Source organism: Devosia sp. FKR38, from assembly GCF_005222805.1.
Lineage (GTDB): Bacteria > Pseudomonadota > Alphaproteobacteria > Rhizobiales > Devosiaceae > Devosia.
The window spans coordinates 453,695-474,927 of the sequence record NZ_STGC01000002.1 but is presented as its reverse complement, the minus strand read 5'-3'; the positions used below and the strand labels follow the sequence as shown (position 1 = coordinate 474,927).

The 21,233-nt window shown below is 64.6% G+C and carries 22 protein-coding genes; 12 read left to right on the top strand and 10 right to left on the bottom strand.

All coding sequences use genetic code 11. The annotated features are described in order from the left end of the window. Window positions 1–2: 2 nt before the first annotated feature. Together E8M79_RS02270 and E8M79_RS02265 are read right to left on the bottom strand one after the other, a co-directional pair. Window positions 3–572, bottom strand: coding sequence for a hypothetical protein (locus E8M79_RS02270; protein ID WP_137150306.1), 570 nt, complete (start codon window positions 570–572; stop codon window positions 3–5). Between the two features lie 160 nt (window positions 573–732). Beyond that, a complete protein-coding gene (locus E8M79_RS02265) occupies window positions 733–1,086 on the bottom strand; it encodes a septal ring lytic transglycosylase RlpA family protein (RefSeq protein WP_137150305.1) in 354 nt (117 codons plus the stop codon). Window positions 1,087–1,548: 462 nt separating this feature from the next. Here E8M79_RS02265 and E8M79_RS02260 point away from each other — a divergent pair, with 462 nt between their 5' ends. Then, entirely contained in the window at window positions 1,549–2,610 is a 1,062-nt protein-coding gene (locus E8M79_RS02260; RefSeq protein WP_137150304.1) for a GGDEF domain-containing protein, read from the top strand. Window positions 2,611–2,695: 85 nt separating this feature from the next. Here the strand turns inward: E8M79_RS02260 and E8M79_RS02255 are convergent, their stop codons facing one another. Beyond that, window positions 2,696–3,430 carry a TetR family transcriptional regulator C-terminal domain-containing protein gene (locus E8M79_RS02255; protein ID WP_137150303.1) on the bottom strand — a complete coding sequence of 245 codons (735 nt, stop codon included), beginning with the start codon at window positions 3,428–3,430 and terminating at the stop codon, window positions 2,696–2,698. Window positions 3,431–3,603: 173 nt separating this feature from the next. On the opposite strand from E8M79_RS02255, the gene E8M79_RS02250 reads away from it, so the two are divergent. The 10 genes from E8M79_RS02250 to E8M79_RS02205 all read left to right on the top strand — a co-directional run bounded on the left by E8M79_RS02250 (window position 3,604) and on the right by E8M79_RS02205 (window position 14,608). After that, on the top strand, window positions 3,604–4,884 hold the full coding sequence (locus tag E8M79_RS02250) for an aspartate aminotransferase family protein (protein ID WP_248304896.1): 1,281 nt from the start codon (window positions 3,604–3,606) through the stop codon (window positions 4,882–4,884). Then, entirely contained in the window at window positions 4,884–6,380 is a 1,497-nt protein-coding gene (locus tag E8M79_RS02245) for a CoA-acylating methylmalonate-semialdehyde dehydrogenase (RefSeq protein ID WP_137150301.1), read from the top strand. Before E8M79_RS02250 ends, E8M79_RS02245 begins: the two co-directional genes overlap by 1 nt. 12 nt (window positions 6,381–6,392) lie before the next feature. Further along, window positions 6,393–7,643, top strand: coding sequence for a Zn-dependent hydrolase (locus E8M79_RS02240; RefSeq protein WP_137150300.1), 1,251 nt, complete (start codon window positions 6,393–6,395; stop codon window positions 7,641–7,643). A 69-nt stretch (window positions 7,644–7,712) separates the two neighbouring features. Then, window positions 7,713–9,164, top strand: coding sequence for a dihydropyrimidinase (gene hydA, locus E8M79_RS02235; protein ID WP_137150299.1), 1,452 nt, complete (start codon window positions 7,713–7,715; stop codon window positions 9,162–9,164). Further along, entirely contained in the window at window positions 9,164–9,619 is a 456-nt protein-coding gene (locus E8M79_RS02230) for an NUDIX domain-containing protein (protein WP_137150298.1), read from the top strand. Before hydA ends, E8M79_RS02230 begins: the two co-directional genes overlap by 1 nt. Before the next feature lie 29 nt (window positions 9,620–9,648). Next, entirely contained in the window at window positions 9,649–10,419 is a 771-nt protein-coding gene (locus E8M79_RS02225) for an ABC transporter ATP-binding protein (RefSeq protein WP_137150843.1), read from the top strand. A gap of 3 nt (window positions 10,420–10,422) precedes the next feature. After that, complete coding sequence (locus E8M79_RS02220; protein ID WP_248304863.1) at window positions 10,423–11,304, top strand: ABC transporter permease; 882 nt, start codon at window positions 10,423–10,425, stop codon at window positions 11,302–11,304. A 5-nt stretch (window positions 11,305–11,309) separates the two neighbouring features. Next, window positions 11,310–12,422, top strand: coding sequence for an ABC transporter permease (locus E8M79_RS02215; protein WP_248304895.1), 1,113 nt, complete (start codon window positions 11,310–11,312; stop codon window positions 12,420–12,422). Window positions 12,423–12,443: 21 nt separating this feature from the next. Then, window positions 12,444–13,418, top strand: a complete 975-nt coding sequence (locus E8M79_RS02210; RefSeq protein ID WP_137150297.1) for an ABC transporter substrate-binding protein — start codon at window positions 12,444–12,446, stop codon at window positions 13,416–13,418. Between the two features lie 296 nt (window positions 13,419–13,714). Beyond that, entirely contained in the window at window positions 13,715–14,608 is an 894-nt protein-coding gene (locus tag E8M79_RS02205) for a hypothetical protein (protein ID WP_137150296.1), read from the top strand. A gap of 310 nt (window positions 14,609–14,918) precedes the next feature. Here the strand turns inward: E8M79_RS02205 and truB are convergent, their stop codons facing one another. The 4 genes from truB to E8M79_RS02185 form a co-directional block, all read right to left on the bottom strand. Further along, a complete protein-coding gene (truB, locus tag E8M79_RS02200; protein ID WP_137150295.1) occupies window positions 14,919–15,821 on the bottom strand; it encodes a tRNA pseudouridine(55) synthase TruB in 903 nt (300 codons plus the stop codon). After that, entirely contained in the window at window positions 15,818–16,225 is a 408-nt protein-coding gene (gene rbfA / locus E8M79_RS02195; RefSeq protein ID WP_137150294.1) for a 30S ribosome-binding factor RbfA, read from the bottom strand. The genes truB and rbfA overlap by 4 nt, the downstream gene beginning before the upstream one ends. 31 nt (window positions 16,226–16,256) lie before the next feature. Next, window positions 16,257–16,925 carry a hypothetical protein gene (locus tag E8M79_RS02190; RefSeq protein WP_137150293.1) on the bottom strand — a complete coding sequence of 223 codons (669 nt, stop codon included), beginning with the start codon at window positions 16,923–16,925 and terminating at the stop codon, window positions 16,257–16,259. Window positions 16,926–17,083: 158 nt separating this feature from the next. Then, window positions 17,084–18,091, bottom strand: a complete 1,008-nt coding sequence (locus tag E8M79_RS02185; protein WP_137150292.1) for a D-glycerate dehydrogenase — start codon at window positions 18,089–18,091, stop codon at window positions 17,084–17,086. Between the two features lie 105 nt (window positions 18,092–18,196). On the opposite strand from E8M79_RS02185, the gene E8M79_RS02180 reads away from it, so the two are divergent. Further along, entirely contained in the window at window positions 18,197–18,772 is a 576-nt protein-coding gene (locus E8M79_RS02180) for an SH3 domain-containing protein (protein ID WP_137150291.1), read from the top strand. Between the two features lie 60 nt (window positions 18,773–18,832). Here E8M79_RS02180 and E8M79_RS02175 read toward each other — a convergent pair whose 3' ends face one another. From E8M79_RS02175 to E8M79_RS02165, 3 genes are all read right to left on the bottom strand, one after another. Next, on the bottom strand, window positions 18,833–19,618 hold the full coding sequence (locus tag E8M79_RS02175) for a siderophore ferric iron reductase (RefSeq protein WP_137150290.1): 786 nt from the start codon (window positions 19,616–19,618) through the stop codon (window positions 18,833–18,835). Window positions 19,619–19,685: 67 nt separating this feature from the next. After that, complete coding sequence (locus E8M79_RS02170; RefSeq protein WP_137150289.1) at window positions 19,686–20,342, bottom strand: aquaporin; 657 nt, start codon at window positions 20,340–20,342, stop codon at window positions 19,686–19,688. 119 nt (window positions 20,343–20,461) lie between these two features. Then, a complete protein-coding gene (locus E8M79_RS02165) occupies window positions 20,462–21,223 on the bottom strand; it encodes a copper homeostasis protein CutC (RefSeq protein WP_137150288.1) in 762 nt (253 codons plus the stop codon). Window positions 21,224–21,233 lie beyond the last annotated feature (10 nt).

Genomic DNA, 21,233 nt, shown 5'->3' with positions numbered 1-21,233 from the left:
CCTCAGGTGGCGACAGCCCGCAGGCTGGGCTGGGCGAATTCGTCGCGCAGCACATGCACGCCCGTGATCGGATTGCGGATGAATTCGATGCGCCGGTGCTGGCCGCCGATGCGCGTCTCGCTGCTCGGCCGCGCCGCCGGATTATGGCTGCGCCGGTCCGGCCCGAAATAGTCGATGGTTTCGAAATAGGTCAGCGGCCGCCCGATCTGGCGATTGATGCGGGCCTGCAGCCGCACCCGGCTGAACGGCATGGTGATCACATCGTCAAAGCCCATGTGCACACACCGCCGGATGGTGTCGCTCGACGGGCTCTCGGAGAAATAGATCAGCGGCGCATATCGGATCTGCCGGCGTGGCGAGAAACGGATCGACTGCGCCACGCTGCGCAGCGCCTCCACATCGGGCACCGCCGCAAACAGGAAAAAACAGATCGGCGTCCGCGATACCTGGTGTTCGGCCTGCATCATGCCGCCATAGGGCAGCACCACGGAGAAATCGACGCGCCGCGCCATGGCCATCAGCCCGGCGCCGGACCCGTCCTGCGGCCCCACCACATAAGCAGCAATATTCATTCAGCCAATTCCTGCATTCCCGTCGGCAAGACTAGGACGGGAAAGCTAAGGGCTGACTAACGGGAACGAGAGGGCAGGCGGACCAGCAGGCTCAGGGCAAAAACTCATGCCGCCAAAGCGCCGGCAGCCAGTGCCGCGCCTTGACGGTTTCCGATGTCGACTAGAGCTGGCTGATGCAGACCGAAGTGGTGCCGCGGTTGCGGAAGCCCAGCTCGGTGGCGGCGGCCTTGGAGAGATCGATGATGCGCTTGCCCACAAAGGGGCCGCGGTCGTTGATGGTGACTTCGATGGCGCGGCCGGTGCGCTGGTCGGTCACGAGAACCTTGGTGCCGAAGGGCAGCGAGCGGTGCGCGGCAGTCATGGCGTTTTCGTTGAAGGTTTCGCCGGAGGCGGCTTTCTTCCCGTTGAAACCGGGGCCGTACCAGGAGGCGCCGCCACACTGGGCATAGGCAGCAGAGGAAAACGAGAGGACGGTCGCAGCAATGGCTGCAACAACAACGGCTTTTCTGATCAAGTCTGAAACTCACATAGTCTATGGTGAGGTGCTGGTTAATGCAGGCGACAGGCCAGAATGTGCCCGACTTTGCCACAAATGCGCCGGTGGGCCGTTGTGTTGCCTCGATGCCGCAGATTCCGCCGGCTTTGCTGGCGCGCCAGCCGGCGTAATTGGCGCGATCTGTAGGAAATGAATCCGCGATTCCGCCGATTGCCCCGTTGATTCAGCACCGTCTGCCGGTGAATCCGGATTCATCTTGCCCAGTGTGACATGACTGTCACACTGGGCCGCGCGATGGCGGAAAAGGCCGGTTTTCTGCGATTTTGTCGGCCCGACACCCGGTTCTGAAGGCCTGCCAGGGCCAATTGTGGCGACAATGGGGCAGCTTTTCCCCTCCAGGGCGCCACAATCGGGCCCTTTGCGGCGATAACCCTTTGCCAAGACCTTGCTCGCATACTGCCCGGGCGAGGGACGCAGGCAATGCTACGGGCAATCACCAGGCTTATGGGCTGGGACAACCATGCTCCGGTCGACACCGATACCGGCATGCGGGTCATCGGTCGCCTGGTCGTGGCCTGCATGGTGCTGCTGGTGTGCACCGCCGGCCTTGTTGGCTTCACTGCCGTTCAAGTGACCCAGACCATCGACCAGGCCAACCAGGGCGGCGAATATCGCCGCGCCGCCAATGCGCTCGATTTCGTGGTCGCCCAGTTCGGCCCGCTGACCACAGCGGGCGCCGTGCGGGTCGGCCAGATCGCCGGCCTCGGCAATAGCCGCATCACCACTGCACCCAGCAGCGACCCCGCCGAGGCGCAGATTCCGCTGCTCAATGGCCAGGGCACGCCGGGCAGCTTCCTCACCTGGACCCGCGCCACGGTCGGTAACCAGGTGTTCTCCCGCTTTGCGCCCGTGCGCCTGCCGCTCATCGGCGCGCTGTTGTTGATTGCCGTCGGGTTCATGCTGCAATTGCACCATGTCGCCCGACGCATTGAGCGCCAGCGACGGCTGGCGCATGACCAGTCCCGCATTGACGCCCTGACCGGACTTGCCAATCGCCTGGCCTTCGAGCTGCGGGCGGCCGAGCTGGGCGCGACCGGCACGCCCTTCGACGTGCTGCTGTTCGACCTCGACCGCTTCAAACATGTCAACGACGCCTTCGGCCATGCCGCCGGCGACACGGTGCTGCGCACCGTTGGCCAGCGCCTGCAGCCGCTGCTGCAGCCCGGCGACCTGCTGGCGCGGCTGGGCGGTGATGAATTCGTGCTGCTGGCCTGTCCGGCCCGTGGCGCCGAGGGCCTGGCCGATTTGGCCCATACGTGCCTGGCGGCCATGGCTGACCCTGTCCACACCGCCACCAGTGCCGTGGCCGTCGGCGCCAGCATGGGCGTGGCGTCATCCGATGGCGCCGACCTGCCGGTGGCCGGCGTGCTCGCGGCCGCCGATGCCGCGCTTTATCGGGCCAAGCGGGTGGCTGGCAGTTGCGTGCGTTTTGCCGACGAGGCGCCCGAACCGGCGACGCTCTGGTCGTTGCGCCGCGCCTAGAGCCGCTTCGCCGAAACGGCTCCACAGTCTTGCTTGGTCGCGTTTCCGCACCGCAAAACTGGTGTCCACTCTTGCGCGAAACGCTCTAGGCGCCCTTGCCGATGCCGCGTGGCGTCAGCCCATGCAGGAACAGGCCTTCGAGATAGCGCGCCGCATCTTCGAAGCGGCCTTCGCCGCCACGGCCTGGCCCCAGCACAGCACGCACCTGCACGTCGAAATCGGCATAGTGCTGCGTCGTCGCCCAGATCGAAAAGATCAGGTGATAGGGGTCGGTGCGCGCCAGCTTGCCCTGATCCATCCAGCCGAGCAGCACCTTGGCCTTCTCGTCGACCAGGTTTTTGAGGTCCACCTCGATCATCTCGATGATGCGCGGCGCACCCTGCAGCATCTCATTGGCGAACAGCCGGCTCTCGCGCGGATAGTCGCGCGCCATCTCCAGCTTGCGCCGGATATAGGAGCGGATCTCGGGGAAGGGGTCGCCATCGGCATTCATTGCGCGCAGCGGCGCCAGCCAGGTCTCGAGCAGCGCCGACATCAATCGGCGGTGGATCTCTTCCTTGCGCGGGAAATAATACAATAGGTTCGGCTTGCTCATGCCAGCCACCTCGGCGATCTGGTCGATCGTGGCGCCGCGGAAGCCGTGCATGGAAAACACATCCAGCGCCGCCTCCAGGATCACATCCTGCTTCTCGCGCTGGATACGTGTCTGCGCCCGTGGCTTGGCTGCAGCATGCGGCGCCGCGGCCACCCGGGCGTCCGCCTTGTGCTGGCGCTTGGGGCTTGTTGCGACTTCGGCACTTTTCACTTTGATCGGCGGCATTTTCGCCTTGCTAGAAAGTCTGGGAGTGCTAACATTTTTCCAACTGGTCAAAATTCTGGGCAATGCGCCCCCGCGTCAAGCGCCAAATCATGACCGGCAGCAGATTCAACGGGAGCGAGGATTTCGTGTCCAATTCTAACGTCGTGGTACCCAACGATCTCAGCGCGTTCTGGATGCCGTTTACGGCCAATCGCCAGTTCAAGAAAGCCCCACGCATGTTCGTGGCGGCCAAGGACATGCACTACACCACCTCCGATGGTCGCCAGGTGCTCGATGGCACGGCAGGCCTGTGGTGCGTCAATGCCGGCCATGCCCGTCCCAAGATCGTCGAGGCCATCGCCAAGCAGGCCGCCGAGCTCGATTATGCCCCGGCCTTCCAGATGGGCCACCCCAAGGCCTTCGAGCTGGCCAACCGCATCGTCGACATTGCGCCCAAGGGGCTCGACCATGTGCTGTTCACCAATTCGGGCTCTGAGTCGGTGGAGACCGCGCTCAAGGTGGCGCTGGCCTATCATCGCGTGAAGGGCGACGGCGCCCGCTCCCGCCTGATCGGCCGCGAGCGCGGCTATCACGGCGTCAATTTCGGCGGCATTTCGGTGGGCGGCATTGTCACCAACCGCAAGATGTTCGGCACGCTGCTCACCGGCGTCGACCACATGCCGCACACCCATAACCTCAGCAAGAACGCCTTCTCCAAGGGCCTGCCCGAGCATGGTGTGGACCTGGCCGATGAGCTCGAGCGCATCGTCACCCTGCATGATGCCTCCACCATCGCTGCCGTCATCGTCGAGCCGGTCGCCGGCTCCACCGGCGTGCTCATTCCGCCGGCCGGCTATCTCAAGCGCCTGCGCGAGATCACCAAGAAACATGGCATCCTGCTGATCTTTGACGAGGTCATCACCGGTTTCGGTCGCCTGGGCACGCCCTTTGGCGCCGACTATTTCGGCGTGACGCCCGACATCATGGTCACCGCCAAGGGCCTGACCAATGGCGTCATCCCCATGGGTGCGGTTCTGGTGTCCTCGGAAATCCACGATGCCTTCATGGATGGGCCCGAACACGTCATCGAGTTCTTCCATGGCTATACCTATTCGGGCAATCCGGTGGCCTCGGCAGCCGGTCTCGCCACGCTCGAAACCTATAAGGATGAGGATCTTTTGACCCGCGGCGCCGCGCTGGCCCCCGTCTGGCAGGATGCCCTGCATTCGCTCAAGGGCGAGCCCCATGTCATCGACATCCGTAACATCGGCCTGGTCGGCGCCATCGAGCTCGAGCCCATCGCCGGTTCGCCCACCAAGCGCGCCTTCTCGGCTTTCCTGAAATGCTTCGAAGATGGCTATCTGATCCGCACCACGGGCGACATCATCGCCATGAGCCCGCCGCTGATCATTTCCGAGAGCCAGATTGGCGAACTCATTGACGGCGTGCGCAGCGCCCTGCGGAGCATTGCATAATGCAGATCATCGAAAACGCCGTCGCCGGCAAACGCTATGTCTCGGCTTCCACCCGCCGCGTGCCGGTGTTCAATCCGGCCACCGGCGAAGTCTCCGCCGAACTGCCGCTGTCGACGCTCTCCGAACTCAATGACGCCGTCGCCTCCGCCAAGAAGGCGCAGGTCGCCTGGGGCAATACCCCGCCCATGAAGCGCGCCCGCGTCATGTTCAAGTTCAAGGCCCTGCTTGATCAATATGCCGACGATCTCGCCCGCGAGATTTCCAAGGAGCACGGCAAGGTGCATGACGATGCGCTGGGCGAAGTGGCCCGCGGCATCGACTGCGTCGACTTCGCCTGCGGTATTCCCCAGCTGCTCAAGGGCGAGTTCAGCCGCAATGTCGGCCCCGCCATCGACAGCTATTCCGATCGCCAGCCGCTGGGCGTGGTGGCCGGCATCACCCCGTTCAACTTCCCGGCCATGGTGCCGATGTGGATGTATCCGGCGGCCATTGCCTGCGGCAATGCCTTCATCCTCAAGCCGTCCGAGCGCGACCCCAGTGCGCCGATGTTGGCCTGGAACCTGTTCATGGAAGCGGGCCTCCCCGAGGGCATTCTCAACATCGTCCATGGCGACAAGGAAATGGTCGATGGCATTCTCGACCATCCCGATATCAAGGCGGTGAGCTTTGTCGGCTCGACCCCCATCGCCGAATATGTCTATCAGCGCGGCACCCGCGCCGGTAAGCGCGTCCAGGCCCTGGGCGGCGCCAAGAACCACATGGTCATCCTGCCCGATGCCGATCTCGACCAGGTCGCCGATGCGCTGATGGGCGCCGGCTATGGCTCGGCCGGCGAGCGCTGCATGGCCATTTCGGTGGCCGTGCCGGTGGGCAAGGACACGGCCGATGCGCTGGTCGCCAAGCTCAAGCCGCGCGTCGAAAGCCTCAAGATCGGCCCCTCCACCGACAAGGACGCCGAAATGGGTCCGGTGGTCACCAAGATGCACCGCGACAAGATCGTCGGCTATATCGACGCCGGCGTCGAACAGGGCGCTGAGCTGGTGGTCGATGGTCGTGGCTTCAGCCTCCAGGGCTATGAAGGCGGCTATTACGTCGGCGGCACGCTGTTCGACCACGTCACGCCCGAGATGACCATCTACAAGGAAGAGATCTTCGGCCCCGTGCTCTCGGTGGTGCGCGCTGATGACTATGCCCAGGCGGTCAAGCTGATCAATGACCACGAATATGGCAATGGCACCGCCATTTTCACCCGCGACGGCGACGCCGCCCGCGAATTTGCCGACAAGATCGAAGTGGGCATGGTGGGCATCAACGTCCCCATCCCGGTGCCGGTGGCCTATCACTCCTTTGGCGGCTGGAAGCGGAGCCTGTTTGGCGACCACTCCATCTATGGCCCCGAAGGCGTCCACTTCTACACCCGCCTCAAGACCGTCACCACCCGCTGGCCCGCCGGCATCAAGGGTGGCGCGGAATTCTCGTTCCCGAGCGTCAAATAGAAAGCACAGCCCATGTCTGCCCCTGGAGAAAACCTTCGTATCAATGGTGATCGGCTCTGGGATAGCCTGATGGACATGGCCAAGATTGGCCCCGGCATTGCCGGGGGCAATAACCGGCAGACGCTGACCGACGAAGATGGCGAAGGCCGTCGCCTGTTCCAGTCCTGGTGCGAGGACGCCGGCCTCACCATGGCCGTCGACAAGATGGGCACCATGTTCATGACGCGCCCCGGCACCGATCCCGATGCGCTGCCGGTCTATGTCGGCAGCCATCTCGATACCCAGCCCACCGGCGGCAAATATGATGGCGTGCTGGGCGTGCTCGCCGGACTCGAACTGGTCCGCACCATGAACGATCTGGGCATCAAGACCAAACATCCCATCGTTGTCACTAACTGGGCCAATGAGGAGGGCGCCCGCTTCGCCCCCGCCATGCTGGCCTCGGGCGTCTTTGCAGGCATCCATACCCTCGATTACGCCTATGGCCGCAAGGACATGGACGGCAAGAGCTATGGCGATGAGCTGCAGCGCATCGGCTGGGTCGGCGAGGAGCCCGTGGGCGCGCGCAAGATGCACGCCTATTTCGAATATCACATTGAACAGGGCCCGATTCTCGAAGCCGAGAACAAGCAGATCGGCGTGGTGACCCACGGCCAGGGCCTGTGGTGGCTCGAATTCACCCTCACCGGCAAGGAAGCCCATACCGGCTCGACGCCCATGCTGATGCGCGTCAATGCGGGCCTCGCCATGGCGCGCATTATCGAGGCGGTGCAGGCCATCGCCATGGATCACCAGCCCGGCGCCGTTGGCGGCGTGGGGCAGGTCAAGTTCACACCCAATTCCCGCAATGTGCTGCCGGGGACCGTGGTGTTCACCGTCGATATCCGCTCGCCCGAACTGGGCAAGTTGACCTCCATGCGCCAGCAGATCGAGGCCAGGGCACAGGCCATCTGCGCCGAGCTCGGTGTCGGCTACGCCATGGAGGCAGTGGGGCATTTCGATCCCGTGGCCTTTGACCCGACCCTGGTCGCCCGTGTCCGCGCCGCCGCCGAAAAGCTCGGCTATAGCCACATGGACATCATCTCGGGCGCCGGCCACGATGCCTGCTGGACCAACCGCGTTGCCCCCAGCACCATGGTCATGTGCCCCTGCGTCGGCGGCCTCAGCCACAACGAGGCGGAAGCAATCTCCAAGGAATGGGCCGCGGCGGGTGCCGATGTGCTGTTCCACGCAGTGGTCGAGACGGCGGAGATCGTTCAGTAAAAATTAACTATCGTCCGCCGGTTGCGAGGGGAAAGCGCCGGCGGACCAATAACCGACAGGGAACGCAGCATGAGCAAAGTCATCAAGAACGGCACCATTGTCACGGCCGATCTGACCTACAAGGCCGATGTCAGAATCGAGGGCGAAACCATCGTCGAGATCGGGCCCAACCTCTCCGCCGACGAGGTGCTGGACGCCACCGGCTGCTACATCATGCCCGGCGGCATTGACCCGCATACCCATCTCGAAATGCCCTTTATGGGCACTTATTCTGCCGATGACTTTGAATCCGGCACCCGCGCGGGCCTTGCCGGCGGCACGACCATGGTGGTCGATTTCTGCCTGCCCGGCCCCAACCAGAGCCTGCTTGAGGCCCTGCAGATGTGGGACAACAAGACCGGCAAAGCCTCTGCCGACTATTCCTTCCACATGGCGATCACCTGGTGGGGCGAGCAGGTCTGGCGCGAGATGGACGAGGTCGTCAAACGCGGCATCACCAGCTTCAAGCATTTCATGGCCTATAAGGGCAGCCTCATGGTCAATGACGATGAGATGTTCGCCAGCTTCCAGCGCTGCGCGGAACTCGGCGCCCTGCCGCTCGTCCATGCCGAAAATGGCGATGTCGTCGCCGCCATGACGGCCAAGCTCCTGGCCGAAGGCAACAACGGCCCCGAGGCCCATGCCTATTCGCGGCCCCCGGAAGTGGAGGGCGAGGCCACCAATCGCGCCATCATGATCGCCGACATGGCTGGCGTGCCGCTTTACGTGGTCCATGTCAGCTCCGAACAGGCGCACGAAGCCATCCGCCGCGCGCGCCAGAAGGGCATGCGCGTCTATGGCGAGCCGCTGGTGCAGCATCTGACGCTGGACGAAAGCGAATATGCCCATCCCGACTGGGACCATGCCGCCCGCCGCGTCATGTCCCCGCCCTTCCGCAACAAGCTGCACCAGGATTCGCTCTGGGCGGGCCTGCAGGCCGGCTCGCTCTCCTGCGTCGCTACCGATCACTGCGCCTTCACCACCGCGCAGAAGCGCAATGGCATCGGCAATTTCTCCAAGATCCCCAATGGCACCGGCGGCCTCGAAGATCGCCTGCCCGTGCTGTGGACGGCGGGCGTCAATACGGGTCGTTTGACCATGAACGAGTTCGTGGCCGTCACCTCGACCAATATCGCCAAGATCCTGGGGCTCTATCCCAAAAAGGGTGCCGTGCTGGTCGGTGCCGATGCGGACCTGGTGGTCTGGGATCCCAAGCGAGCCAAGACCATTTCGGCCGCCAGCCAGCAGTCGTCCATCGACTACAATGTGTTTGAGGGCTTTGAGGTCACCGGCCTGCCGCGCTTCGTGCTCAGCCGCGGCAAGGTCTCGATTGTCGAAAACGAGATCAAGGCCGAGCCCGGCCATGGCAAGTTTGTTGGCCGCGAGCCAAAGAACCCTGTGAACCAGGCCCTCAGCCAGTGGAAAGACCTCGTCGCACCGCGCAAGGTGGAGCGTACCGGCATTCCGGCCTCGGGGGTTTGATGCAGCAGCCGCAACTGGGCGAACCGATCACCATCGCATTGGCGGCCATCGTCAATTCGGCCGACCAGATGCTTTTGGTGCGCAAGGCGGGAACCACAAAGTTCATGCAGCCGGGCGGCAAGATCGACGCGGGGGAAACCCCGCGCCAGGCGCTTGACCGCGAACTGCTCGAAGAGATCGGCATTCGGCTCGATGGCGATGTCGCCTTTTGCGGCGTGTTCGAGGATGACGCCACCAACGAGCCGGGACGCCGGGTGCGCGGCCACGCCTTTTTTGCCCGCCGCGACATCAGCGCTACGCCCTCGGCCGAAATCGAGGAACTGCGCTGGGTGCCTCTGGCGGCGCCCGGTGATCTGCCCATCGCCCAGCTATCGGCCAACCACATCTTCCCGCTGGCCCGGCGCATGAGCGGCGCCGACCACAACACTCACCAGGATGGAGCGGCGCGCCCGTGACCGAACTCGCCCCCTCTTCGCAAGACGCCATGGCCGTGGTCCGCGCCCAAAACCTCGGGCTGACCTTTCCCACCAATGATGGCGACGTCATTGCGCTGAGCGACGTCAACCTGACCATCAACAAGGGAGAGTTCGTCTCCTTCATCGGGCCGTCGGGCTGCGGCAAGACCACGTTCCTGCGCACCATTGCCGATCTTGAGCAGCCCACATCGGGCACGCTGACCGTCAATGGCACCACGCCGTCGGATGCCCGCCTCAACCGCGCCTATGGCTATGTGTTCCAGGCGCCGGCGCTTTACCCCTGGCGCACCATCGCCCAGAACGTCGCCCTGCCGCTCGAAATCATGGGGCTATCCGACAAGGCCGAGCGCATCGCCCGCACGCTGGAGCTGGTCAACCTCACCGGCTTTGAGAACAAATATCCCTGGCAGCTCTCGGGCGGCATGCAGCAGCGCGCCTCGATTGCCCGCGCCCTGTCCTTTGACGCCGATCTGCTGCTGATGGACGAGCCCTTTGGCGCGCTCGACGAAATCGTGCGGGACCATCTCAACTCCGAGCTGCTCAAGCTCTGGGCCCGCACCAGAAAGACCATTGCCTTTGTCACCCATTCCATTCCCGAGGCGGTCTATCTTTCCACCAAGATCGTGGTGATGAGCCCGCGCCCCGGCCGGGTCACCGACATCATCGAGAGCGATCTGCCTGCCGAACGCCCGCTCGACATCCGCGAGACGCCAGAGTTCCTGCGCCTCGCCGCGCGGGTCCGCGACGGGCTGCGCGCCGGCCACAGCTACGAGGAATAGGGCGTGCGACAGCTCCTTGCCGGCAAGACAGCGCCCATCCTGATCGTCCTGCTGGCCATTGGCCTGTTCTGGTATGCCGCCGCCATCTGGATGAATGCCCCCTGGCAGACCACGCTCAACCAGCGCGCTGGGCTCGACAGCGTTGGCGCCACCGAATTCATCGGCCAGACCTGGAGCCAGGACAAGCCCGTGCTGCCCGCGCCGCATCAGGTGGCGGGCGAAATCTGGAATGCCACCGTGGGCACCGATATCGCCTCCAAGCGTTCGCTGGCCTATCACGCCAGCATCACCCTTTCGGCGACCCTGCTCGGCTTCGCGCTGGGCACGCTGTTGGGCATTGGCCTGGCCGTGGTCATCGTCCACAACGACGCCTCCGAGCGCTCGCTGATGCCCTGGATCATCGCCAGCCAAACCATTCCCATTCTGGCCATCGCGCCCATGGTGGTGGTGGGCCTGGGCGCCGTGGGCGTCACTGGCCTTTTGCCCAAGGCGCTGATCTCGATGTATCTCAGCTTCTTCCCGGTGGTGGTCGGCATGGTCAAAGGCCTGCGCACGCCCGAGGCCATCCAGCTTGACCTCATGCACACCTATAGCGCCACGCCCTGGCAGGTGTTCTCCAAGCTGCGCTGGCCGGCCGCCATACCGTTCCTCTTTGCCTCCATGAAGGTGGGCATCGCCATTTCCCTGATCGGCGCCGTGGTGGGCGAGCTCTCCAACAATGCCGGCGGTGGCCTGGGCGTGCGCCTGCTCACCGGCTCCTACAATGGCCAGACCATCCAGATCTGGGCAGCGCTGTTCATCGCCGCGGGCCTCGCGGCCGTGCTGGTCATCGCCGTTGGCGCCGCCGAGCGCCTCGTCAATCGTGCCATGGGAGCCCGGCCATGACCGCCATGACCCGCCCCACCCTCAGCCGCCTGCAACAGGGCCTGGCCCTCTTGGCCGGGCTGGTCTGCGCCCTGGCGCTGGTGCTGGCCCTGCTCAGTGGCGATGCGCCGCTGCCGCTCTTGGCCTTTGTCGGGCTGGGCACGCTGACCCTGCTGCGGGTCCGCCTGCCGGTGCCGCTATGGATCGATGGCCTGCTCATGCTGCTGGGCGCTATGGCCCTGCTGCAGGCCCTGCCGCTGTTTGCCACCGAGCCCGCCTATTTCTGGCTGGCGCTGGTCGCCTGTTGGGCCTTCGCCTGGCTGTTTGTCGAGCGCCTGTCGCAGGCCATCCGCAGCCGCCAGGTTTCGGGGCGTGTCTTCGGCCTCGTCATCCCGGTGCTCTTTGGCCTGGCGCTGCTGTTTGTCTGGGAGGTGGTGACGCGCGGCGCCAATGTGCCCCAGGTGCTGTTGCCGGCGCCCAGCCAGATCTGGACCCGGCTGCTCGCTTCGGTGCCAACCCTGGTGGCCGACTTCCAGCAGACCTTCCTCAAGGCCGTGCTGGCCGGCTATGCCATGGGCTGCGGCGCCGGCTTTATCGTGGCGATCCTGGTGGATCGCTCGCCCTTCCTCAAGCGCGGCCTGCTGCCCATCGGCAATTTCGTCTCGGCCCTGCCCGTCATCGGCATCGCGCCCATCATGGTGATGTGGTTCGGCTTTGACTGGCAGTCCAAGGCGGCGGTGGTGGTGGCGATGACCTTCTTTCCCATGCTGGTCAACACCGTCGCCGGGCTCAGCCAGGCCTCGTCCATCGAGCGCGACCTGATGCGCACCTATGCCGCCAGCTACAGCCAGACGCTGCTCAAGCTGCGCCTGCCGGCGGCAGCGCCCTTTATCTTCAACGCCCTCAAGATCAACTCGACTCTGGCCTTGATCGGCGCAATCGTAGCGGAGTTCTTCGGAACCCCCATTGTGGGAATGGGGTTCCGGATTTCGACCGAGGTCGGCAAGCTCAATATCGACCTGGTCTGGGCAGAGATCGCCGTGGCGGCGGTGGCGGGGTCTGCCTTTTATGGGGTGATAGCGCTCATCGAAAGGGCGGTCACCTTCTGGCATCCGTCCGTCCGTGGTGGACGGGCATAACTGGGGTAAGGGACGACAGAAATGAAGAAGCTTCTATTGGCATTGACCGCAAGCGCCTTCGCGCTGGCTGCAACCGCCGCGCATGCGCAGGACAAGCTGACGCTCCAGCTCAAGTGGGTCACCCAGGCACAGTTCGCCGGCTACATCGTGGCCAAGGCGAAGGGGTTCTACACCGATGAGAACCTGGACGTGACCATTGCGCCCGGCGGCCCCAATGTGGCGCCCGAGCAGGTGATCGCCGGCGGCGGCGCCGACGTGATCGTCGACTGGATGGGCGGCGCCCTGTCGGCCCGCGAAAAAGGTGTGCCCCTCGTCAATATCGCCCAGCCGTTCAAGCGCAGCGGCCTGATGATGATCTGCCCCAAGGAAACCGGCATCACCACCGAAGCCGATTTCAAGGGTCACACCCTGGGCGTCTGGTTCTTCGGCAATGAATATCCCTTCTTTGCCTGGATGAACAAGCTGGGCCTCAACACCGCCGAAGGCGGCGACGTCAAGGTGCTGCAGCAGAGCTTTGACATCCAGCCCATGATCCAGAAGCAGGCCGACTGTATCTCGGTGATGACCTACAATGAATATGGTCAGGCCCTCGATGCCGGCTACGGCCCGGACAATCTGACCATCTTCAACTATACCGACATGGGCAATGACCTGCTCGAAGACGGTCTCTATGTCATGGAAGACACCCTGGCCGATCCGGCCAAGGTCGACGCCTATACCCGCTTCGTGAAGGCCTCCATGGCCGGCTGGAAATATGCCCTCGACAATCCCGAGGAAGCCGCCCAGATCGTGGTCGACAGCGATGACACCGGCGCCGCTGAACTGGCCCACCAGCTCTATATGGTTGGCGAAGTCAGCAAGCTCGTCGATGCCGCCGACCCGGCCCTCGACATGGCCACCTATGACCGCACGGTCAAGGCGCTGCTCGACCAGAAGATCATCAATGCTGAGCCCGCCGGCGCCTACAGCACGGTCGTCACCGACGCGCTGAAATAAATCTCCATCTGGAATAATATCAGTAACGCGCTATCAGGACGGGGAGAAATCCCCGTCCTTTTTCTTGCCTCTTTTCAAATCTAGATATTGAAGTTCGATAGTCAGAACCGGCGGATTGATGCTGCTTCTGCAAATTGAATACTGAAAACTCTACTGATTTGAATGAGGGCTATCATGAATTCTATTATCTATCTCGTCGGTCTTGTTGTGATCGTTATGGCCATCCTGTCCTTTATTGGTCTTGCTTGAGTTTTTCGAGCGCTCTCGCACCCAAAAACCAGACAGGAGCTCCCACAATGAGCATTGATACAACGCCCGGCGTCATCGTGACCGATGCAGCCGCCCCCTCCCGGGAACAGTCGAGCTATGTCGATTGGTCCGCCATCATCGCCGGCATTGTCCTGGCCACCGCCATCAGCCTGGTGCTGATCAGCTTTGGCTCGGCGGTTGGCCTCAACTTCCTCGACTTCACCTATCGCAATGGTCCCAATCCTCTGGTGATCGGCATTGTCGCCGCCAGCTGGTTCCTCTGGGTGCAGATCTCCAGTTTCATGGCCGGCGGCTACCTGGCCGGCCGTCTGCGTCGGCGCCATTTCGACGCCACCGAAGATGAAAGCGACCTGCGCGACGGGGCCCATGGCCTGCTGGTCTGGGCGGGCGCAGCCATCCTCGGCGCGGTGATCGCTGTCGGTGGCATCGGCGCAGCGGCCAGTGCTGTCGGCTCTGCCGCCAGCACCGCCACCCTTGCAGCCTCCAATGTGGCTGAGGGCACGGGCGCCTCGCTCGACCCCAATGCCTATCTGGTGAACACCATGTTCCGCTCGACCGCCGGCACCGATACCGCCCCGGCCCGCTCGGAAGCCGCCGGCATCTTTGCCCAGGCAACCCTGGGTGATGGCACCGTGTCGGAAGCCGATCGCACCTATCTGGCCCAATCGGTTGCCGCAAATACGGGCCTGACCCCCGACGAGGCCAAGGCCCGTGTCGACCAGGCCGTCACCAGCTATGACGCTGCCCGTGCCGAGGCCATCAAGGCCGCTCGCCTGGCCCGCAACACCACCATCATCGGTGCGTTCCTGCTGGCCGCCTCGCTGCTGATCTCGGCGATTGGTGCCTTCTGGGCTGCCCAGAAGGGTGGCAATCACCGCGACAACAACACCGCCTTCGTCGACGTTTTCCGTCGCTTCTAGAGAAAGGACCAACCCATGTTTAGAGGACTTGCTCTCTGGCTGCTCGGCGTGCCGATCTGGCTGATCATCATCATCATTTTCTTCCTTCACTAGAGGCAGAAAACAAAAGAGGCGGGACGCAGGTCCCGCCTTTTTCTTGTCTGGAGCGTTTCGCTCTTCAGCGGATTTGCGGCTCCTTTGCCTCCCTCCCCCTTGAGGGGAGGGAACGAGGGAGGGGGTCATCCGGCGACCCACAGAACCACCCCCACCCCGACCCTCCCCTCAAGGGGGAGGGGGCGATCGAACCGCGTCAGTCGGACCTTGAAACGATCTAGTTGAACACCCGGCGCGGCCGGAACTGGCCATATTCCACCCAGCCGGTGGCCAGGGCCTCGCCCTTGTGGCTGGCCCAGCATTCCTCCAGCGACACCGGCGCCCCGGCGCCGGTCAGCAGCACCGGATTGCCATGGCGCACGCCATTGGCCTGGAGGGCATCGAGCCGGATCTCCGGCAGCGCGCCAAAGCCGGCCCAGACCGGCTTGAGCAGGCGGTCGCGCCCGTCCTGGTCCAGCGCTTCGAGCTGCTCGATGGTCACGGCATCACCGTCGTTGAACGGCCCCACCGCCGCGCGGTGCAGCAGGCTCACATGGCCCCGCGTTCCGAGCGCCTCGGCAATGTCGCGCGCCAGCGAGCGCACATAGGTGCCCTTGCCACAGCTGACCTCGAGCACCGACTGCTCGGCGCCATGCTCGACCAGGGTAATGCTGTCGACGTCGATCTCGCGCGGCTCCAGCGTCACCGTCTCGCCGGCCCGGGCCAGGTCATAGGCGCGTTCGCCATCGATCTTGAGCGCCGAATAGATCGGCGGCCGCTGCAGGATGGTGCCGGTGAAGGCCGGCAGCACCGCTTCAAGCGCCGCCCGGTCCGGCCGCACATCCGAGGTGGCGATCACCGCGCCCTCGGTATCGTCGGTGGTGGTGGCGCTGCCCCAGGCAATGGCGAAGCGATAGATCTTGGTGCCGTCCTGCACCTGCGGCACGGCCTTGGTGGCCTCGCCCAGGGCAATGGGCAGAATGCCGGTGGCCAGCGGATCGAGCGTGCCGGCATGGCCGGCCTTGGCCGCGCTGAACAGCCAGCGCACCTTGCCCACCGCCTGGGTGGACGTCATGTCATAGGGCTTGTTCAGCACCACCCAGCCGGAGATGGGTCGCTTGACGCGTTTGGGGGCGCTCAATCGGTCTCGCCGCCGTCGTCATCAAGGTCGCGCTGCACCTTCTGCGAGCGCAGCAGCGCATCGATGCGGCTGGCTTCCTCGAAGGTGTCATCCACCAGAAAGCGCACTTCGGGCGCAAACTTGAGGTTCACCTGCGGCGCCACGCGGCCGCGCACATATTTGCGATGCCGGTTCAGCGCCGCCACGATCTCGTCCGCATGGGCGCCGCCCAGGGGCATGATATAGGCATTGGCGATCTTGAGATCAGGGCTCATGCGCACCTCGGGCACGGTGATCACCGCGCCGCGCAGGGCGTCGTCATCGATGTCCCCACGGGCGAACATGTCGGCCAGGGCATGGCGGACCAATTCACCCACGCGCAGCGAGCGTTGGGTCGGACCGCTGGATTTGTTATCTTTGCTCATGGCGGGGAATTATGCCCTCCCCGCGCTCCCGTCAATCCGCCAGCGTCAGCCGGGCTTCGCTGCCGAACTGTTCGGCCCGCTGTTTGAGCCGTTCGGCATCCACCGGCCAGGTCTTGGGGTCGGAGGGATCGAACGCCTTGCCGCGCCATTCCTGATAGACAATGGCCACGCCCTTTTCGCTCTTGGCAAAGCTCACCACCATCACTTCGCCCTGGCCGCGATAGTCGGCCAGATGGTCCATATAGGCACCGCAGACAAAGCCCAGCGGCGCCAGGGCATCGCCCTGGTCTTCGCCGAAGGTGAAAAAGCCGGTGAGTTCTGGCTTGCAGGTCTGGCTATAGCCAAACATCACCGCGCTGCGATAATCGGTCAGCGGCCGCCCGGCCTCGAGCGTGATGCGCATGGCATAAAGCGTGCTCCAGGCCTTGGCATCCTCACCCTTGGGATAGAATTCGAGCAGGGCCTGCTTGGCGTCGGCATTATAGTCCGGCGTCACCAACGGCAGCACCTTGCCGCTCAGCCGCTCGGCCGGGGTCAGCCAATCGGGCAGCGGCACGCTGAAGCTGTGGCCCAGGGCATCGAGCACCAGCCCATTGCCCACTTCCTTGACGGGAATGTCAGCGCTGTCCTCAGCCAGCGCCGGGCTCACTGCCAGCAGCGCCAGACCCATTGCCGCCAAACGGCTCCATAGTTTCGCCATCGCCCGCGTCTCCTCACACTCACAGCGGTCACCTTCGGGGGCGCCGCCTCCTCAGGGGCGCCCGTGACCGGGCAGATCCATAGGCGAGATGACCCATGCCCGGCAAGCACCAATGAAATCGATTGCGATCACGTCTCCGGGCGAGGCCCCCGCGCGGCTCAGGCGCGCATGCGGCTCTCGGGCAGCACGCGATGCGGCGGCTGGTGCCCGTCCATGAAGGCGCGGATATTGACGATCACCGTCTCGCCCATTTCCACCCGCGCTTCCAGCGTTGCCGAGGCCATATGGGCCGTCAGCACCACCTTGTTGGCCTCCGCCAGCGCCAAGAGGCGCGGATCAATGCCATTGCGGTTCTCGAACACGTCGAGCGCTGCGCCACTGAGATGGCCTGTTTCGATCTCGTCCATCAGAGCCCGCTCGTCGAGCAGTTCGGGCCGGCTGACATTGACCACAAAGCTGCCTGGCCGCATCGCCTTCAGCCGCTCGGCCGAGAGCAGGTGATAGGTCTCGCGCGTCAGCGGCGTGTGCAGCGAGACAATGTCCACCGCCCGCACCATGGCGTCCAGATCGGGCCAATAGGTGGCCTCGAGCGGGGTCTCGATCGCCGGCGGGCGGCGATTGCGTGAGTAGTAATGGATGTTGAGGCCAAAGGCCCGGGCCCGCTGCGCCACGGCAGTGCCGATGCGGCCCATGCCCACAATGCCCAGCGCCTTGCCGCGCAGGCGGTGGCCGAGCATGGAGGTAGGCGACCAGCCGGCCCAGACCCCGTCGCGCACCAGCATCTGCGTGCCTTCCACCAGCCGCCGCGGCAGCGCCAGCATGAGCACCATGGCCATGTCGGCGGTGTCCTCGGTCAGCACGGAAGGCGTATTGGTCACGGTCACCCCGGCGGCGCGGGCCGCCTCGACGTCGATATTGTCGGTGCCATTGCCGAACTGGGCGATCAGCCGCACGCTGGGCGGCAGCCGGGCGATCAGCTCGGCATCGATCCGGTCGGTGATGGAGCTGACCAGCACCTCCTTGCCGTCCAGCCCTTCGATGATGTCATCGGCCGTCAGCGTCACATCGCCTTCGTTGACATCGGTTTCGAACAGGGTCGCCATGCGCGCCTCGATCGTCTCGGGCAGGCGCCGGGTCACCAGGACTTTGGGTTTGTGACTGGCCATAAGGTTCCGGTTTACGGCTGCCGCGGGTGTGGAAACCCCCACCCTTCAGCGACCATTAATCATCATGGGCTAGTGATAAGGCAATTCTGCACCATCTGCAAAGCCATGTTTGACCAGACCCCGACCGGCGTCTTCCGTCGCGTTTTTTCCGCGCTTGTCCGTTCCATTGCCCTGCTGCTGCTCGCGCTGCTCACGGTCGCGCCTGCCCTTGCCCAGTCGGCCAATCCCAGTGGCCTGCCGCTGCCGCGCTTCGCCTCGACCCGCTCTGAGCCGATCAATATCCGCGTCGGCCCCGGCACCAAATATGAGGTGGCCTGGACCTATCTCAAATCCGGCATTCCGGTGGAGATCGTCCAGGAGTTCGATACCTGGCGCAAGATTCGCGATGTCGATGGCTCCGAGGGCTGGGTGCATCAGAATCTGCTGTCGGGCACGCGCGTCGGCTATGCCACCCCGCTGACCGCCAATGGCGAAGCCGCGCTGCGCGCCAGCCCGTCCGACGATGCCACGCTGCGCGCCCGGCTCGGCGCGGGCTTCAAGGTGACCATCAAGCAATGCGACGGCGACTGGTGCGAGGTCACCGCCACCACCCAGGACGTCGGCCAGCGCAGCGCCAATTATTCCGGCTATCTGCATCAGGCCGAGCTCTGGGGCGTCTATCCCGACGAGAGCTTCGATTAGAGCGTTTCCAGCAAAAGTGGACACCACTTTTGCGGTTCGGAAACGCGACCAAACAAGGCTCTAACCCAGCTCCGCCAGCGCATTGGCGACTTGCCGGGCGCGCCGTAGGTCCTCTGACTGCTTGGGGCAGGTCGTGCAGAGCTGGTCGGGGGTGATGAGGTAGTCCAGGCAACAGCCCTTGCGCTTGACGATCAGCACCACGCGCCCATCGGGCAGGGTGACGGCCTCCAGCGTGCCTTCCCCCGCCACGCCCGCGGCGCTCAGCCAGCGCTCGGCATAGGTCAGCACTTGCGCGGGGGGGAGGCTGGGCTGCCGATGCTGCAGCCAGACCATCAGCCGCAGCAGCCGGTCGGCAAGCAGCCGCCGCGCCGGCAGCGGCTTGAGCCGCACCAGAACATTGATCTCGGCGACGAGCTGGTTGGACAATTGCGCCAGATGCGCCCCGGCCAGGGCAATGCCCTCCTCGGGGGTGACCGCGGTCTGCGCATCGGGCCGCAGGCGAAAACCATCGGCATAGATGCCGCGCCGCCGCTGGGTCAGGCTGGCGAAGTCGGGCAGCGCGCCATGCAGATGGGTGGCGATCACCGCCAGATAGGCCGGCTGCCAGATCAGATTGGTATAGAGCCGCACCGCCCAGAAGGCCGGGCCGGCCTGGGCATGGGTGGCCATCAGCGCGCCGTGCAACTGGGCGAGAAAATCGGCATTGTCACCGCCCGGACGATACCAGCCGGGCAGCGGTGCGCCCGGTTCACCCTTCATGAACCCGGTGGTCTGGGCCGCCAGGGCGAGCAGGCGCGTCGTGGCGACATCGGCATCGGTGGCGGCAAAGAGGAAAGATCGGGCCATGGCCCCGCTTCTAGCGCCCGCGTGCGGGCGTGAAAAGGCCGCCGGAGTGATCCGGCGGCCCCATTCCTCAGGCCTTGAGGATATTGAAGCGATAGAGCAGCCCGCCCAGCGCGCCGCCGACCAGCGGCGCCACGATGAACAGCCAGAGCTGCGCCAGGGCGGTGCCGCCCACCAGCACGGCCGGGCCAAAGCTGCGCGCCGGATTGACCGAAACGCCGGTCACCTGGATGCCCACCAGATGGATGGCGGCCAGGGTCAGCCCGATGGCGAGGCCGGCAAAGCCGGGCGCGGCCTTCTCGCCGGTCGAGCCCAGGATCACGACGACGAAGATGGCCGTGAACACGATCTCGAACAGCAGGGCCGCCTGCAGCGCATATTCGCCCAGATAGCCTGGACCCCAGCCGTTCTGCCCCAGGCTGGCATTGCTGCCCACAATGGCCAGCAGGATCAGGGCGCCAACCAGGGCGCCGGCAAACTGCGCCACCCAATATTGCACCATCTCGGTCAGCGACATGCGGCCCGCCAGATGCACCCCAAGGCTCACGGCCGGATTGATATGGCAGCCCGAGATCGGTCCGATGCCATAGGCCATCGCCACAATGGCTAGGCCAAACGCCAGGGCAATGCCGACCTGGCCGATGTGCTCGCCCCCCAGCACGGCCGCGCCGCACCCGATCAATACCAGCACCGCGGTGCCGATGAATTCGGCAATCAGTTTGTTCATCGCTCTTGGTCCCTCAAAAAAACGTCCCCACACCGGTCCCGAATCAGGGCCGCTGGGAAATGCTGCCTGCGGCGTCACGCCGCAGGCAAGGGATCAAGCTATTTTGGGCCCAGGATAATTCAGACCGCGGCCCGCGCTGCCGCAATCGTGGCGCGCACAAATTCGGTGTCGGTCACGGTGATCTCATATTCGCGCTCAATGGCCGTGCCGCCCATGCCGACATGCGGATTGCGGAAAGCCATGCCGCTCTTGAGCGTCTTGAGCGCGGCGAAATGCATTTCGTCGACGCCCGTCGCCCGGCGCACGCCGGCGATATTGTCCGCGTCGAGCGCCCCGCAGGCCATGATGACGATGCGGCCCTTGGCGGCATCCATGGTGTGCTTGAGAATGTCCTGGCCCTCGACGGCCGTGTCGCGCTGGCCACTGGTCAGCACGCGATCGACGCCGGCGCGGATCAGCGCCTCGATGGCGGCGTGATAGTCGGCAGTCATGTCAAAGGCGCGGTGGCAGGTCACAGCCATGGGGCGCGCCGCCTCGACCAGCGTGCGGGTGCGCGCCTCATCGATCTGGCCATCGGCGGTCAGGCAGCCGATCACCACGCCGGCAATATTGCCCATGTCGCGCAGCGCCTTGATGTCTTCCACCATGCTGTTGAACTCGACCTCTGAATAGAGGAAGTCGCCGCCGCGCGGGCGGATGATCACATGGAACGGGATGGTGGCGACGCGCACGGCCTCGCGGATCACGCCCATGCTGGGCGTCAGCCCGCCTTCGAGCAGGCTGGCGCACAGTTCCACCCGGTCGGCGCCCGCGTTCTGGGCGGCAATCAGCCCGTCGGTGCCTTCAACGCAGATTTCGATCTTGAACGGGTGCTGTCCCATGAGTGGTCTC